Source organism: Halarchaeum grantii (assembly GCF_014647455.2).
Lineage (GTDB): Archaea > Halobacteriota > Halobacteria > Halobacteriales > Halobacteriaceae > Halarchaeum > Halarchaeum grantii.
This window is the reverse complement of sequence record NZ_BMPF01000002.1, coordinates 426,940-441,547: the sequence shown is the minus strand read 5'-3', so window position 1 is coordinate 441,547 and position 14,608 is coordinate 426,940. Positions and strand designations below refer to the sequence as shown.

At 69.6% G+C, this 14,608-nt stretch carries 14 protein-coding genes; 8 read left to right on the top strand and 6 right to left on the bottom strand.

What is annotated here, in order from left to right; genetic code table 11:
- Positions 1–30 precede the first annotated feature (30 nt).
- Both IEY12_RS08465 and ygfZ read left to right on the top strand, forming a co-directional pair.
- Positions 31–339, top strand: coding sequence for a DUF6432 family protein (locus IEY12_RS08465; protein WP_188882546.1), 309 nt, complete (start codon positions 31–33; stop codon positions 337–339).
- Positions 340–393: 54 nt separating this feature from the next.
- Positions 394–1,497 carry a CAF17-like 4Fe-4S cluster assembly/insertion protein YgfZ gene (ygfZ, locus tag IEY12_RS08460; protein ID WP_188882544.1) on the top strand — a complete coding sequence of 368 codons (1,104 nt, stop codon included), beginning with the start codon at positions 394–396 and terminating at the stop codon, positions 1,495–1,497.
- Positions 1,498–1,503: 6 nt separating this feature from the next.
- Here the strand turns inward: ygfZ and IEY12_RS08455 are convergent, their stop codons facing one another.
- The gene (locus tag IEY12_RS08455) at positions 1,504–2,601 is read right to left on the bottom strand and encodes a geranylgeranyl reductase family protein (protein WP_188882542.1); all 1,098 of its coding nucleotides are present in this window, start codon (positions 2,599–2,601) and stop codon (positions 1,504–1,506) included.
- A 134-nt stretch (positions 2,602–2,735) separates the two neighbouring features.
- On the opposite strand from IEY12_RS08455, the gene IEY12_RS15865 reads away from it, so the two are divergent.
- On the top strand, positions 2,736–2,858 hold the full coding sequence (locus IEY12_RS15865; RefSeq protein WP_268246001.1) for a hypothetical protein: 123 nt from the start codon (positions 2,736–2,738) through the stop codon (positions 2,856–2,858).
- Positions 2,859–2,861: 3 nt separating this feature from the next.
- Here the strand turns inward: IEY12_RS15865 and IEY12_RS08450 are convergent, their stop codons facing one another.
- Together IEY12_RS08450 and uvrA are read right to left on the bottom strand one after the other, a co-directional pair.
- Positions 2,862–3,524 carry a lactate utilization protein gene (locus IEY12_RS08450; RefSeq protein ID WP_188882532.1) on the bottom strand — a complete coding sequence of 221 codons (663 nt, stop codon included), beginning with the start codon at positions 3,522–3,524 and terminating at the stop codon, positions 2,862–2,864.
- 206 nt (positions 3,525–3,730) lie between these two features.
- Positions 3,731–6,691, bottom strand: coding sequence for an excinuclease ABC subunit UvrA (gene uvrA, locus IEY12_RS08445; protein ID WP_188882530.1), 2,961 nt, complete (start codon positions 6,689–6,691; stop codon positions 3,731–3,733).
- Between the two features lie 213 nt (positions 6,692–6,904).
- Between uvrA and IEY12_RS08440 the strand changes: the two genes are divergently transcribed.
- Positions 6,905–7,477: an LURP-one-related/scramblase family protein gene (locus IEY12_RS08440; protein ID WP_188882526.1), complete on the top strand. Its 573-nt coding sequence runs from the start codon at positions 6,905–6,907 to the stop codon at positions 7,475–7,477.
- 62 nt (positions 7,478–7,539) lie between these two features.
- Here the strand turns inward: IEY12_RS08440 and IEY12_RS08435 are convergent, their stop codons facing one another.
- On the bottom strand, positions 7,540–8,280 hold the full coding sequence (locus tag IEY12_RS08435; protein ID WP_188882524.1) for an SDR family NAD(P)-dependent oxidoreductase: 741 nt from the start codon (positions 8,278–8,280) through the stop codon (positions 7,540–7,542).
- Between the two features lie 60 nt (positions 8,281–8,340).
- On the opposite strand from IEY12_RS08435, the gene IEY12_RS08430 reads away from it, so the two are divergent.
- The 4 genes from IEY12_RS08430 to IEY12_RS08415 all read left to right on the top strand — a co-directional run bounded on the left by IEY12_RS08430 (position 8,341) and on the right by IEY12_RS08415 (position 12,327).
- Positions 8,341–8,787, top strand: coding sequence for a universal stress protein (locus tag IEY12_RS08430; protein ID WP_188882523.1), 447 nt, complete (start codon positions 8,341–8,343; stop codon positions 8,785–8,787).
- 196 nt (positions 8,788–8,983) lie between these two features.
- A complete protein-coding gene (locus tag IEY12_RS08425) occupies positions 8,984–9,955 on the top strand; it encodes an ROK family protein (RefSeq protein WP_188882519.1) in 972 nt (323 codons plus the stop codon).
- Positions 9,956–10,431: 476 nt separating this feature from the next.
- On the top strand, positions 10,432–11,643 hold the full coding sequence (locus IEY12_RS08420; protein WP_188882517.1) for an orc1/cdc6 family replication initiation protein: 1,212 nt from the start codon (positions 10,432–10,434) through the stop codon (positions 11,641–11,643).
- Between the two features lie 297 nt (positions 11,644–11,940).
- Entirely contained in the window at positions 11,941–12,327 is a 387-nt protein-coding gene (locus tag IEY12_RS08415) for a NifU family protein (RefSeq protein WP_123074320.1), read from the top strand.
- 420 nt (positions 12,328–12,747) lie between these two features.
- Here IEY12_RS08415 and IEY12_RS08410 read toward each other — a convergent pair whose 3' ends face one another.
- The gene (locus IEY12_RS08410; protein WP_188882515.1) at positions 12,748–14,172 is read right to left on the bottom strand and encodes a ribonuclease FAU-1 family protein; all 1,425 of its coding nucleotides are present in this window, start codon (positions 14,170–14,172) and stop codon (positions 12,748–12,750) included.
- Positions 14,169–14,546: a DUF7532 family protein gene (locus tag IEY12_RS08405; protein ID WP_188882512.1), complete on the bottom strand. Its 378-nt coding sequence runs from the start codon at positions 14,544–14,546 to the stop codon at positions 14,169–14,171. Before IEY12_RS08405 ends, IEY12_RS08410 begins: the two co-directional genes overlap by 4 nt.
- Between the last annotated feature and the right edge of the window lie 62 nt (positions 14,547–14,608).

The window sequence follows — 14,608 nt, the reverse complement described above, 5'->3', positions numbered from 1 at the left end:
GCTATACGGCAGGGGGGCGTACGGCGGCGTATGCAGGCGAAGAGCGAGTTTCGGTCCCGTGAAGACACGCAGGTCGAAGTGCTGGACGCGCTCGTCGACCGCCGCGAGGACGGCATGACGGTCTTCGAACTCCGCTCCCGCGTCGATACCGACATCGACGGCCTCGAAGACGCCCTCTCGGAGCTGAAGCGCGACGGCCTCATCGCCGCCGAATCCCGGGACGACCGCACGCTCATTCGGCCCGCCGACCGCGTCGTCCCCTCCGAGGAGGAGGCGGCCGCCGAGTCGGAGGACGCCCAGTCGTTCCTCGCGTGGCTCCGCGAGCGCGTCGGCCTCTGAGGCGGTCGTGCCGGGAGCGGACGCTTTAACCGCGTTCCACACGACCGAACGAGTATGACCGTCGTCAGGGATACCCACGAGGCCTACGGCGCCGTCTTCGAGGAGCGCGGCGAGCGCGCGCTCCCCCGCCACTTCGGGCGGCCGGAGCGCACGCACCGCGCCGTCCGGAACGCCGTGGGCGTCACCGAGCACGCCTACGGCGTCCTCGTCGTCAGCGGCGACGACCGCCGCGACTTCGTCGACAACGCCGTCACGAACACCGTCCCCGAGACGGACGGACAGGGCACGTACGCGCTCCTGCTCGACCCGCAGGCCGGCGTTCGCACGGACATGTACGTCTACGAGGCGGGCGACAGACTCCTCTGCTTCCTCCCGCCCGAAACCGTCGGTGACGTCGCCGCCGAGTGGCGCGAGAACGTCTTCATCGAGGACGTCGAGATAACCGAAGCCACCGACGACTTCGGCGTCTTCGGCGTCCACGGCCCGAACGCCACCGAGAAGGTCGCGTCCGTCCTCCACGGCTCGGGCGCGCCGGACGCCCCGCTCTCCTTCGTTCGCGGCGAGATCTACGACCACGGCGTCACCGTCATCCGGACCGACTCGACGACCGGCGAGGAGGGCTACGAGGTCGTCGTCGGCGCGGACGGCGCGAGCGACATCCTCGACACGCTCATCACGCGCGGGCTGAACGCCGCGCCGTTCGGCACCGCCGTCTGGGAGGCGCTCACGCTCGAAGCCGGCACCCCGGTCTACCCGCACGACATGGCCGGCCGCGTCCCGAACGTCCTCGGTCTGCGGACCGCGCTCGACTTCGAGAAGGGCTGTTACGTCGGCCAAGAGATCGTCTCGAAGGTCGAGAACCGGGGGCGCCCCTCCCAGCGTCTCGTCGGCCTCGAACTCGAGGGCGACGCCGAGGCCGTCCCCGCGGTCGGCGACGGTCTCGACGTCCGCGACGGGGAGCGCACCGTCGGCGAGGTGACGCGTGCGGCGTGGGGCGAGTCCGTCGGCGCACCGCTCGCGTTCGCGCTCGTGGACTACGGCCTCGACGCCGAGGCCGTCGCGGTCCCCACCGAGGACGGCGAGCGCGAGGCCGCCGTCGTCGAACTCCCGTTCGTCGTCGGGAGCGACCGCTCCGCGCGCGTGCCGAGATACGAGTAGGCCGACTCAGCGCTTGAACAGCGCCTTCACCTGCTCCGTCGAGAAGAGCGTGCTCGGCTTGTCCATGTGGACGCCGATCTCGCCCTCGAAGAGGCGCATCCCGACTTCCTGTGCGAGCCGCGGCGCGTCGTACCCCTTCCTGATGAGCTTCCCGAGCGCGATGTCGCGCCCGAGCTCGTCGCGCCACGCGTCCTCGAACGTCGGGAGCGTCGTCGGGTCCTCCGGGTGGACGGTTTCCGCCGCGACGTCGGCCGCCGTCATCCCGTAGAGGATGCCGCCGCCGGTGAACGGCTTCGTCATCCCGGCGGCGTCACCGAGGAGGAACGCCCGCGTCGACGTGACGCTATCGGGCGGCCCGACGGGAATGAGGCCCGAGCACCGGTGCTCGATGCGCTCATCGACGCCGTACTCCGCGACGAACGCGTCGAAGCGTTCCGCGACGTCACCCGACTCCGTGGGCGTGGCGGCGAGGCCGTACTCGACGCCCGCCTCGCCCCGCGGAATCCGCCACGCGAAGAAGCCCGGAACCGTGAGGTGGACGTCGACGAAGTCGTCGTGGTCGGGCTCGGGGTCGAACGCGAGCACGCCGTGCAGGAACTCCTCAGGTTCCGGGAGGTCGAGCTCGGAGCGGACGCGCGAGCGCGGGCCGTCACAGCCCGCGACCATCCGCGCCGCCACCGTCTCGTCGCCGCCGGAGCTCCGCACGTCGAGTTCGACGTAGCCCGACTTCTCGCGGACCGCCGTGACGGTGTGGCCGTCGTGGACGCTCGCGCCCGCGTCTTCGGCGGCCTCTGCGAGCGTCTTGTCCAGTTCGACCCTGTCGACGGCGTTCGACACCGGTCGGTCCGTGTAGTAGAAGTCGTGCGCGTCGCTGTCGGGGCCACCCGTGTGGAAGCGCGCGCCGTAGACGTCGTTCTGGTGGAGGCGCTCGCGCGCCGACTCGGGGACGTACTCCCAGACGTCGAGCGAGACGTGCCCCGAGCACGCGAGGGGCTTCCCGATCTCGCCGCGCTCGAACGCGACGACGTCGTAGCCACGCTCGGCCGCGCGCCGGGCGAAGCGCGCGCCGGGCGGGCCGACGCCGACGACCGCGAAGTCGTACATACCCCGGAGTACCCCGCAGATCCGTATAGGCTTCCCGGTCACCCGCGAGCGCGCACCCCGTCTCGGGGGGGACGTGGCTTGAGGACGTGCGTCCGGCACGGCACTTTTGGTCCTCGCCCCACCACGACGACGTGATGGCCGCCTCACAGTACGAGCAGTGTGCGGTCTGCGGGTGGACCGGGGAACGAACCGACCTCGACGCCGACGGCGCCGAGCGCCGCTGTCCGGTCTGCGGCGAGCGCGTCGCCGTCGAGTGAGAATTAGTAGCCGAGCGTCTCCTCGACGAGGACGACCGTCGTGCGCCCCTCGACGGTCTCCTGTCGGACGACGAGCTCCTTCGAGGGGTAGCTCTCGACGCCGTAGGCCTCCTGCGCGCGCTCGTTCTCGAACGCGTAGGCGTAGTCGTGGAGGCGCTCGCGTGCGGCCTCCTCGTCCGCGACGACCTTGTTCACGCCGGCGACCGTGACGACGTGCCCTGCGGCGAACGGATAGGCACCGATGCGGCTCCCGGAGAGGTCGGCGGCGACGAGCGTGCCGTCCTCGCGGCCGATGGCGTTCACGCTCCCGAGGAAGTAGTCGGCGGTCTGCGCTTCGCGGCGGGCCTTCGCGCGCGCCTGATCGTCGTCGATGGAGAAGACCTCACCGTAGAGGTTCTCCCACTCGTGCTCGCCCTCGTTCAGGTACTCCATGAAGCCGATCTCCTCGAGCGTCGTCGAGTGACCGTTCATCACCGACGCGCCCTCCGGGATCTCCTCGGTGACGACCTCGAGGGCCTCCTCGGCGTCCGCGACGACCTCGACCTCGAACCCGCTCTCTTCGAGGCTTTCGACGGCCTCTTCGAGTTCGGCGTCGCTCGGGTGCGCGTCCCACTCCTCGTCCACGTCCACGTCGTCGATGTAGTCGGCCTTCGTCTGCTCGGACATACACGAACGTGGGCCGCCGGTCAAAAGAGCCTGCGGGCAGCGGCGGGACGCGCCCCTGCGAGTCACCCCACCGTCACCGGGTGACGCCGGTGTCACCGGCCGTCGCGGTGTGTCGGCGCGCCCGTGAGGCCACTCGCCCGCGCGTGGCGCGGTCTACTCACGGGTCGTCCCTCCCCGCTCGCGTGTTCGACCGCGCGTGGCGCGGTCTAGTCGTCCGTCGTCGGCGCGGGCGCCCCGGGCTTCTCGCGGTCGGACCGGGGTCCTTCGACGTCGACGCTCGGGAGCTTGTCGCGGAGGTACCGCCCCGTGTAGCTCGCCTCGACGTCCGCGAGCTCCTCGGGCGTGCCGGTGGCGACGACGTCGCCGCCGGCTTCGCCGCCCTCGGGGCCGAGGTCGATGACGTGGTCGGCGTTCTTCACGAGGTCGAGTTCGTGCTCGATGACGACGACCGAGTTCCCGCGATCCGTGAGCCGCTGGAGGACGTCGACGAGCTTGCGCTCGTCCTCCGAGTGGAGGCCGGTCGTCGGCTCGTCGAGGAGGTAGAGCGTCTCGCCGGTCGCCTTCTTCCCGAGCTCCTCGGCGAGCTTCACGCGCTGGGCCTCACCCCCCGAAAGCGTCGTCGAGGGCTGGCCGAGGCGCATGTAGTCGAGGCCGACGTCGCTCAACAGTTGGAGGCGTCGCGCGAGCCGCGAGTCCGCCTCGAAGAAGTCGAGGGCCTCCTCGACGCTCATCTCGAGGACGTCCGCGATGGTCTTGCCCTTGTAGGTGACGTCGAGCGTCTCGTCGTTGTAGCGCGCCCCGCCGCACTCCTCGCAGGGGACGTGGACGTCGCTGAGGAAGTTCATCTCGATCTTCACGGTGCCCTGCCCGCCGCACTCCTCGCAGCGCCCGCCCTTCACGTTGAAGCTGAAGCGGCCCTTGTCGTAGCCGCGCTGCTGGGCCAGCTTCGTCTGCGCGAACTTCTCGCGGACGTAGTCGAACACCCCCGTGTAGGTCGCGGGGTTGCTCCGGGGGGTGCGCCCGATGGGCGACTGATCGATCAGCCGGACGGTCTCGATGTGCTCGGTGCCCTCGATGCCGTCGTGCTCGCCGGGTTCGACGCTCGTGTTGTCGTTCATCGCGCGCGCGAGGCCCGCGTAGAGGACGTCGTGCATCAGCGTCGACTTCCCGGAGCCCGAGACGCCGGTGATTGCGGTGAACGCGCCCACCGGAATGTCGACGTCGAGGTCCTTCAGGTTGTGCTGGCGCGCGCCGCGAACCGTCAGCGACTCGTCCCAGTCGCGGCGCTCCTCGGGGACCGGAATCCGCTTGCGGCCGGCGAGGTAGTCCGCCGTGATCGACTCCTCGGACGCGACGATCTCCTCGAAGGAGCCCTGCGCGACGACTTCGCCGCCGTGCCTGCCGGGCCCGGGGCCCATGTCGACGATCTCGTCCGCGCGACGCATCGTCTCCTCGTCGTGCTCGACGACGAGCAGGGTGTTCCCGAGGTCGCGAAGTTCCTCTAAGGTGTTCAGGAGCCGGTCGTTGTCGCGCTGGTGGAGGCCGATGGAGGGCTCGTCGAGCACGTAGAGCACGCCGACGAGCCCCGACCCGATCTGCGTCGCGAGGCGAATGCGCTGGGACTCCCCGCCCGACAGCGTCGAGGCCTCGCGGTCGAGCGTGAGGTAGTCCAACCCCACTTCGGTCATGAAGCCGAGGCGCGCGCGGATCTCCTTCAGGATCTCCTCGGCGATCTTCCGCTCGCGCTCCGAGAACGACCCCTCGACGTCCTCGAAGTGCGAGAGGGCGTCGACGATGCTCATGCGGTTCACCTCCGTGATCGAGGTGCCATCGATGAGCACGGCGCGCGATTCGGGCTTCAGGCGCGTCCCCTCGCAAGCCGGGCATTCCGTGACGCTCATGTAGTCCTCGATGTGCTCGCGCACGCGGTCCGAGTCGGTTTCGACGTAGCGCCGTTCGAGGTTCGGGACGACGCCCTCGAACTGCTCCGTTTTGCGCCGCACGCCGTTCTTCGTCTGCTTCTCGAAGACGACCTCCTCATCGGTCCCCCAGACGAAGGCCTGTTGGATCGCCTCGTCGAGCTCCTCGAACGGCGTCTCGACGCTCACGCCGAAGTGCTCGGCGACGTTGTCGAGCATGTTGCGGTAGTAGGAGCGGTTGTAGCTCCACGGCTCGAAGACGTGCTTGATCGGTTTCGACTCGTCCTGCACCACGAGGTCTTCGCTCACTTCCTTCGTCTCGCCGATGCCCTCACACTCCGGGCACGCGCCGTGCGGGCTGTTGAAGGAGAAGCTCCGCGTCTCGATCTCCGAGATGTCGATCCCGCAGTGCGTACACGCGAGTTCCTCGGAGAACTCGACGACGAGGCGCTCCTCGTCGTCGTCGTCGGCGAGGTCGCCGGTCGCGCGCGCCGTCGCGCCGCCGAGCTCGACGTCGGCCTCGGGGTCGGGAACGATGACCTTCAGGACGCCGTCCGCCTCCTCGAGTGCCGTCTCCACGGAGTCCGTGATGCGCGAACGCGCGTCCTCGCTCACTTTCACGCGGTCGACGACGACGTCGACCGTGTGGTCGTAGTTCTCGTCGAGGTCGGGTTTCTCCGTCGCGAGGTCGTACGTCTCGCCGTCCACCTCGACGCGGGCGTACCCCTCCGAGAGAAGGTCGTCGAAGCGGTCGTCGAACGCCCCCTTCTGGTCGCGGACGACGGGCGCGGCGAGCTTCGCCTTCGTCCCCTCCGGGAGCTCCATGATGCGCCGCACCATCTGCTGGGCGGACTGCTCGCCGACCTCGCGGCCGCACTCCGGACAGTGTGGCGTCCCGACCCGCGCGTAGAGCAGACGCAGGTAGTCGTGGAGCTCGGTGACGGTCCCGACCGTCGAGCGCGGGTTGTTCGCGGCGTTCTTCTGGTCGATGCTGATCGCCGGGGAGAGCCCCTCGACCGACTCGACCTGCGGTTTGTCCATCTGCCCGAGGAAGTTCCGGGCGTACGCGGAGAGCGACTCGATGTAGCGCCGCTGGCCCTCCGCGTAGATCGTCTCGAACGCCAGCGATGACTTCCCCGACCCGGAGAGCCCCGTGACGACCGTGAACTCCTCGCGCGGGATCTCGACGTCGAGGTCCTTCAGGTTGTGCTCCTCCGCGCCCCGCACCGTGATGTAGTCCTCGCTCATCGCGCCCTCCCCACCGATTCGTGATCGCGGTCCGCGAGTCGACTCGTCGTCATTCGTTGGGTGAGAGCTAGCGCCGAAGCCACTTAACCGAATCACTCCCCCCGACGAACGCCCGCTTCGCGCCCCGACGGTCGCGTTCGCGTGCGCCCACACCCTCGGGTCCGGTCCCCGCTCTCCCCCGGTCCTTTTGCCCGTCGCGGCGAACGGTCCCCTATGGCCGACTACGACATCTCCACCGTCGAACTCGAGGACGACCGCTACGAGGTCGTCCAGTCGCTCGTCCGGAACAAGTACGCGGTCCGCGACTCGACGGGCGAAGTCGTCCTTCGTGGCAAGCAGAAGCTGTTCAAACTCAAAGAGCAGTTCCCGTTCGTCGACGCCGACGGCAACGACGTCTTCACCGTGAAGGCCGGCGGCGTTCTGGACGTCGCGGGGAACTACGCCATCGTGGACGCCGCGACCGGCGAGGAGGTCGTCGTCCTCGACGAGGACTACTCGCTCTTCGCCGAGAACTGGACGGTCCGAGACCCCGATACCGGCGCGGCGCTCGCCACCATCACCTCGAAGAACAAACTCCTCGAGGTGCTCCGACACTTCGTCGGTGCGGCCGGCCTCATCCCCCACAAGTACGAGATCGCGGACGCCGAGGGCGACCACGTCGGGAGCATCGACGGCCAGTTCTCCCTGCGGGACGCGTACACGGTCACCATCGATGACGCGAGCGACGTCCCCAAGGAGGCCGTCGTCGCCGCCGCGTGCGTGCTCGACGCCCTCGAAGGGAGCTAACCACGGGCGACGGCGAGCGACCCATCCGCCGGTCTCTCTCGGGGAGTGCGCGGCCGCGTCGCTCAGACGTCCTCGGGGAGCCAGCCGCCGTCGACTTCGACGTTCTCCCCGGAGACGTATCGGCTCGCGTCGTCGCAGAAGAACCGCACGACCTGCACGAGGTCGTCGACCGTCGCCCAGCGTCCGCGCGGGGCGTCCTCGGGGAACTCGTCGCTCGTCTCGACGACGTACGGCGAGACGGCGTTCACGGTGACGCCGTCGTCTTGGGTGTCGGCGGCGAGCATCCGCGTGAACATCAGGACGCCCGCTTTCGCCGCGAAGTACGGGAAGTTCTTCGGGTTGACGAGCCCCTTCTCGGCGGAGGCGTAGCCGACGTTGACGATTCGGCCCCACCCCTTCTCGCGCATCGCGGGGAGCGCGCGGCGCGCGCAGAGCATCGTCCCGACGAGGTTCGTCTCGTAGACCCGTCGCCAGTCCGCGACGTCCTGCGCCGCCCAGTGGTCGGGCGCGAAGTCGCCGACGTTGTTCACGAGGACGTCGACGCTCCCCAGTTCCTCCTCGACGGCGTCGAAGGCGGCGTCGACGTCCGTTTCGTCGGTGACGTCCGCCCGGACGGTCGTCGCCGCCGGCGCGCCGCGCTCCTCTGCCTCCTCGGCCGTGGCCCGCGCTTCGGCCTCGCTGCTGTGGTAGTGGACGGCGACGGATGCGCCGTCTTCGGCGAGCGCGAGCGCGATACCGCGCCCGACACCGCTCGCGCTTCCGGTGACGAGCGCGGTCCTGCCTGAGAGGTCCGTTCGAAACACGTCCCTATCGTCCCGCCTCGCGGCTATATATTTAAGGACCCGGCACGGGATGAATAGCGTATGGCCATCGAGAAGATCCTACTCGCCGTCGGCCCGGGAGATAGCGACCGGACTACAGAACTCGCATCGACGCTCGTCGACCTCGCCGCTCCGCTGAACGCGGACGTCGTGCTCGCGCACGTCTTCACCGAGGACGAGTACGACTCGACGCTCGGGAACCTCAACGTCAGCGGCGAGGACGTCTCCACCGACGAGGTCGCGCGCCGCCACGCCACCATCCGCACGATCTCGCACGAACTCGACGACGTGAACGTCGACTACACCGTCCGTGGCGCCATCGGTCACCACGGCGAGCGGATTGTCGACCTCGCGGAGGACGAGGACGCGGACCTCGTCATCGTCGGCGGCCGCAAGCGCTCGCCCACCGGGAAGGCGGTCTTCGGCTCGACCGCCCAGGAGGTCATGCTCTCGGCGCCCTGTCCGGTGACGTTCGTTCGCGGCGAATGAGCGCGCGCTGAGCGATTGCGCGACCCACCTCGACTTTTTCGCGTGCGTCCACCGCCGAGCGCGAGCTCCGCGCGGACGATTGTGACGTCTCACGGGCCGTCGCGCCGTGGAGACGCAACACGACCGGCGTCGTGGACCGCGATGGGCGGCCGCGAAATCTGTGCAGTTAAGTCTCCGGGGCCGCCAGTAGGGATAGATGCCGTACTACGTGGGCGTCGACCTCGGGGCGACGAACCTTCGGGCCGCGGTGGCGGACGAGGAGGGCGTCGTGCTCAGCACGGAGCGCCGCGCGACACCGAACGGGCCGTCCGGCATCGCCGTCACGGAGGCCGTGCTCGCGGCCATCCGCGCGGCGTGCGCGGACGTCGGCGTCGACCCGGAGGACGTGACTGCGGCCGGGATCGGAAGCATCGGTCCGCTCGACCTTGCTGACGGCTCGATCGACAACCCGGCGAACCTGCCCGAGGGAATCGGACGCATCCCGCTCGTCGGCCCCGTCCGCGAACTCGTCCAGTCCGAGCGCGTCTACCTCCACAACGACACGGTCGCGGGCGTCATCGGCGAGCGCTTCCACAGCGACCGCAACCCCGACGACATGGTCTACCTCACGATCTCGTCGGGTATCGGCGCCGGCGTCGCCGTCGACGGGGACGTCCTCTCCGGGTGGGACGGGAACGCCGGCGAAGTCGGGCACATGGTCGTCGACCCCGACGGTGGCCGAACCTGCGGCTGCGGGCGCGACGGCCACTGGGAGGCCTACTGCTCGGGGAACAACATCCCGCGCTACGCCCGCCAACTCGCAGAGGAGCGCGGAGCGGACACCGCGATGCCGGTCGACTCGGAGTCGTTCTCCGCGAAGGACGTCTTCGACTACGCCGACTCCGACGACTTCGCGAGCTACGTCGTCGAGAAGGTCGCGGACTGGAACACCCTCGGTATCACGAACGTCGCGCAGTCCTACGCGCCGCTCGTCATCTACGTCGGCGGCGCCGTCGCGCTCAACAACCCGGACCTCGTCCTCGACCCGGTCCGGGAGCGCCTCGACACCACCGTCTTCAACAACGTCCCGGATCTCCGCCTCACGAACCTCGGCGACGACGTCGTCCTGCAGGGCGCCGTCGCGTCCGCGCTCACCGCCGGAACCGGCGACCGGACCAATATCCACTGACCGTCCCCACACCTCGCGTCGTCTGTTCTCCCACATCCGGTGTCCCCACTCTACGCGATGACTCGACGGACGCGATACGTCACGATCATCCACCGTCTCCCTCCCACACCAGATGTCGTAAGCTCCCGCTATCGACGGAGGGGACTATCGCTTTGGGATCACCGGTGACGCGGAAGACACACACCTCGCGTCGTCTGTTTTCCCACGCCGAGTACCCCCCCACGCCAAGTACAGTCCGTTCTACGCCGTGGCTGCACCCACACACACCGAACGTCGCGAGTTCTCGGTCGATGCCGGTGTTCCCTCACCCCCGGACGTGCCGCCCTTGGTCGCGGCAATAGCTCCCCTTCCGGTCGGAGCGAGGGCGACGCCGGTCGACGAGTCCCGTCACCGGCGACTGCATCTAACGACGCGTGGTGTGTCTAACGATACAGACTATCGGTGGTATTATATACGGTAGCGGGCGACCGATACGTATGTCCGAGAGTCCGTTCGAGGAGTTCGAATCCGTCTTCCGGAATCGGGACGTCCTGAAGGAGGACTACGAGCCCGACGAGATCCTCGAACGCGACGACGAGATTCAGGCCTACGCGAGCGCGCTGAATCCCGCCCGACACGGTGCGCATCCCGACAACGTCTTTATCTACGGGAAGACCGGCGTCGGGAAGACCGCGGTCACGAAGTACCTTCTCGAAGTCCTCGAAACGGAGGTCGACGAGGACCCGAGCGTCGACTCCGAGATCACGACACTCCTCGTCAACTGCCAGTACTCCTCGACGTCGTATCAGGCGCTCATCGCGCTCTTGAACACCCTGCGCGGCCCGCACGAGCAGGTCTCCGCGACCGGCCACGCGCCACAGGACCTCTACAACATACTGTGGCGCGAACTCGACGACCTCGGCGGGACCGTCCTCATCGCGCTCGACGAGATCGACTCCATCGGGAGCGACGACGGCCTCCTCTATCAGCTCCCCCGCGCTCGCGCGAACGGGAACCTCGAGAACGTGCGACTCGGCATCATCGGTATCTCGAACGACTACCAGTTCCGCCAGAACCTCTCGCCGAAGGTGAAGGACACGCTCTGCGAGCGCGAGATCAACTTCAGCCAGTACGACGCCGAGCAACTCTACGCCATCCTCGAGCAGCGCGCGACGAAGGCGCTCCGCCCGGACACCTACGACGCCGGTGCGCTCCGGAAGACCGCCGCGGTCGCCGCCCGGGACCGGGGGAGCGCGCGCCAAGCCCTCGAACTCCTGATGGTCGCCGGCGACCTCGCGGAGGAACGCGACGGCGTCCTCACCGAGTCGCTCGTCGACGAGGCCGAGGACGAACTCGAACGCGGCCGCATCGAGGACCGCATCCGTGATCAGACGGTTCACGCCCAGTACAGCCTCCTTGCGCTCGTCAGCCTGAGCCAGCGGACCGACTCCGCCTCCCGCACGAAGGACGTCTACCAGCAGTACGAGCGCATCGTCACCTACAACGGCTCCGACCCGCTCTCGCTCGACCGGTTCCGCGACCAACTCGACGAACTCGTGATGCTCGGGTTCGCCTCGAAGACGCAGGCAAATGAAGGTCGACAGGGCGGCCGGTACAACGAGTACCATGCGACCGTCGCCACCGACCCCGTCGTCGACATCCTCGCCGCCGACGCCGATATCGGACTGCCCACGCCCACGTATCGCTGAGCCGTCGCCCGCGCGTCCCCGGTAGCGGAACTCGCGACGGACGGTGTGTCTCCGCGTCGCCGCGTCCCTCCCTCCCTCTCCCCCCGTCTCGCTCGCGGGAACTTACGACATCCGGTGTGGGTGTGTCGTCGGATCGAGGCCCCCCGAGTGGAACTCGCGACGTCCGGTGTGTGGGGGCGTCGCGTCCGACTCCCGCCCCAGAACTCGCGATGTCCGGTGTGGGGGTGTCGCTCGCGCCGTCCGAGCGCGGTCGCCGACACCAGAACCCTTTCACGCGTGCGGACGCATCTCGTACCTATGAGCGAGGCCAGCGAGGCGGACGGCGAGGGCGAGGACCTCCACGGGCGCGTCGAGCGGTGGATCACCGCCCAGATGCCCATCATTCAGACGCACGGTGGCGACTCCGCCGTCCGGAAGGCCGACCCCGACGACGGCGAAGTCGTCATCGAACTCGGCGGTGCCTGCGCGGGTTGCGGCATCAGCCCCCGGACCGCCCACCGCATCAAGACCGACCTCGCCGCCGACTTCGACGCCGTCACGGACGTCACTGTCCGCTTCAGCGACGACTCCGAGAGCGACTGGACCACCGGTCAGGCCGAGAGCTACATGGGCATCGACCGGAACGAGGGCGGACGCGGCGGGCGCGGTGAGGGGAGCCCGAACTCCGACGGGATGCACTTCTAAACGACCTGTTACTCCGTCGTAAGCGAGACGCGTCGCGTCCCGTGGGGTCGGGCGAACGCCTCGCGTTCGCAGACCTCGCGAACCTTCGACTCGCCCAGCGACGAAACGGCGACGCCGTTTCGAACCACGCGCGGCTTCGCCGCCGCTCGGTAACAGCTTGCCCCCCCGCCGGCCCACCGTCGGTGGGCTCGGCGCCTCGCGTCCTCGGCGCGAGTGAATCGCGGGACGAGCGGGCTCTGGCGAGCCGCTTGTCCCGCGACCGTCCCATCTGGTGGCCCGCTCTGCCCGCCACCGAACGCTCACGTACGAGAACGCCACCAGCGGTGGCTATGACCCGCCCGCCGTCGCGGCGCGGCCGACGCGAAACCCGGCGACGGGCCGCCCGCGAGACACACCTGCCGTCGTCTGTTCGTCTGCCGTTCAGTCGCGCAACTCCTTCGCTAACCGCTTTGCGACGGCGAGCGCGCGGTCCGCGAGCGCGCGCGGGACGTCGCCCGCCTCGACGCTCGCTTCGAGTTCGTCCTCGTCGACCACCTCGACCCCCCCGCCGGGGTACTTCACGACGTCGACGTGGAGGTCGACGTAGCGGACCGCGTCCGGGAAGAGCTCGACGGGCGTCGAGACGTTCACGTACGTCCCCTTGCTCGTGCCGTCGGCGGCCTTGTAACCGGTCGCGTACCACTCGCGCCCCTCCTCGAAGCGTGTGACTGCGACGTCGCCGGCCTCGCGCTCCGTGCCGAGCGCGTCGTACGTCCCGCCGGGGTGCATCTCCCGCTCGAGCGTGAGCGTCCCCTCGTCGGGCGCACAGGACGTGACGGTCCCCGAGCCGAGCGTGACGAGGCGGCCGCTCGGCTTCCCGTGCTCGATGGCGAGCGAGTCCCCCTCACGCGGGCCGAACGCCGAGGACACCGCGGCGAACGGGAACTCCTCCGCATCGACGCCGACGGCCTCGGCGAAGTCGACGGCGGTGCTCGCCGCGTGCGTCGCCGCCTTCGTCCGGTGGTGCCCGGGCATCGTCGCCGTGACGGCCGCGCGCAGGTCGTCGAGCGCGAAGCGCGACTCGCGACCGAACCAGACCCACGCCGTCTCCGTCGGCCGGTAGACCTCGCGCGGCTCGGCGACGTCGCCCGCGTCGTCGAGCGCCGCCCCCATCTCGGACGCGCGTTCGACGGCGGCCTCGAGCGCGTCGCGCAACTCCTCGAGCGACGCGCCCTCGGCGGCGCGCCCCCATCGCACCGCCCAGCCATCCGGGATGTCGACGTTCAGGAGCTCGGTCGTCTGCACGAGTTCGTGCTCGGCCGTGCCGTCGGGTGTCGCGGCGACGAGCGCGTCGCCCTCTTCGAGGTCGGCGACGCTCCCGACGCCGGGCGTGCGTAGTGCGGTTGCGACGGTCGCACGGCCGTCCTGCCACGGCGGCGCGGGCGACCGGACCTGCACGCGACGGGCGTCGCCGGCGTCCACGTAGCCGTCCGCGGCGTCGAACGGCAGGTAGGCCTCGCGGCCGTCGCCGAGGTCGAGGATCGCGCCGCCGCCGGTCGTCTCCTCGACGCGCGCGTCGAACACCGCGCCGGCCGGGACGCGGTCGTCCCAGTCGAGGGCGTCCCGACCGACGCCGACGCAGCGCTCGCGGACGGCCGCGACGTCCGCCGGGTCACCGGAGAGCCCGACGCCCTGCCGGTCGCTCGTCGTCTCGACGGTGACGTCAGCGGGCGCGTTCGCGAACGCGGCGTCGAAGCGCTCGCGGATCGGCTCGGAGGCCTGCACGACGTCGAACCCGGCGTCGAGGCACGCCGCGGTCAGGGCGGTCGCGTAGATGCCGCGCACGCGGACGCGTGGCGCGCTCATTCGAGGGCGTCGCGCGTCGTCGCGAAGCGCACGCGGTCGTGGACCGGCTGTCCGAGTTCGAGCTCGACCACTTCCTCGGCGAGCACGCGCGCGCCCTCGACGTAGACGCCCCACGAGTCGAAGCGGAGGAAGCCCCGGACGTCCTGACTGTGCGTGAAGAGGTCGCAGTAGTCGACCGCGTGCTCGGGGAACGCCGCGTTCGAGTGCGTCTGCTCCATGTCGGAGTAGAGCGTCTCGTGCTCGTCGAAGAACGCGCTCACTTCGTCGGCGGTCGCGCGCGCCTCCCGTGTGACCTCCCGCTCCACGTCGCGGAGTTCCTCCGCGGACAGGCCGGCCTCCCGGAGCGCCGTCCGGGTCCGCTGGTCGAAGAGCATACCGCGAGCTACGGCCGGTCGGGTGAAAAAACGTCGCTATCCGCGACGGTTGGCCCGGGCGG

Coding starts and splice junctions, on each gene's coding strand:
- IEY12_RS08465 (WP_188882546.1), top strand. CDS start 31: ATGCAGGCGAAGAGCGAGTTTCGGTCCCGTGAAGACACGCAGGTCGAA.
- ygfZ (WP_188882544.1), top strand. CDS start 394: ATGACCGTCGTCAGGGATACCCACGAGGCCTACGGCGCCGTCTTCGAG.
- IEY12_RS08455 (WP_188882542.1), bottom strand. CDS start 2,601: ATGTACGACTTCGCGGTCGTCGGCGTCGGCCCGCCCGGCGCGCGCTTC.
- IEY12_RS15865 (WP_268246001.1), top strand. CDS start 2,736: ATGGCCGCCTCACAGTACGAGCAGTGTGCGGTCTGCGGGTGGACCGGG.
- IEY12_RS08450 (WP_188882532.1), bottom strand. CDS start 3,524: ATGTCCGAGCAGACGAAGGCCGACTACATCGACGACGTGGACGTGGAC.
- uvrA (WP_188882530.1), bottom strand. CDS start 6,691: ATGAGCGAGGACTACATCACGGTGCGGGGCGCGGAGGAGCACAACCTG.
- IEY12_RS08440 (WP_188882526.1), top strand. CDS start 6,905: ATGGCCGACTACGACATCTCCACCGTCGAACTCGAGGACGACCGCTAC.
- IEY12_RS08430 (WP_188882523.1), top strand. CDS start 8,341: ATGGCCATCGAGAAGATCCTACTCGCCGTCGGCCCGGGAGATAGCGAC.
- IEY12_RS08425 (WP_188882519.1), top strand. CDS start 8,984: ATGCCGTACTACGTGGGCGTCGACCTCGGGGCGACGAACCTTCGGGCC.
- IEY12_RS08420 (WP_188882517.1), top strand. CDS start 10,432: ATGTCCGAGAGTCCGTTCGAGGAGTTCGAATCCGTCTTCCGGAATCGG.
- IEY12_RS08415 (WP_123074320.1), top strand. CDS start 11,941: ATGAGCGAGGCCAGCGAGGCGGACGGCGAGGGCGAGGACCTCCACGGG.
- IEY12_RS08410 (WP_188882515.1), bottom strand. CDS start 14,172: ATGAGCGCGCCACGCGTCCGCGTGCGCGGCATCTACGCGACCGCCCTG.
- IEY12_RS08405 (WP_188882512.1), bottom strand. CDS start 14,546: ATGCTCTTCGACCAGCGGACCCGGACGGCGCTCCGGGAGGCCGGCCTG.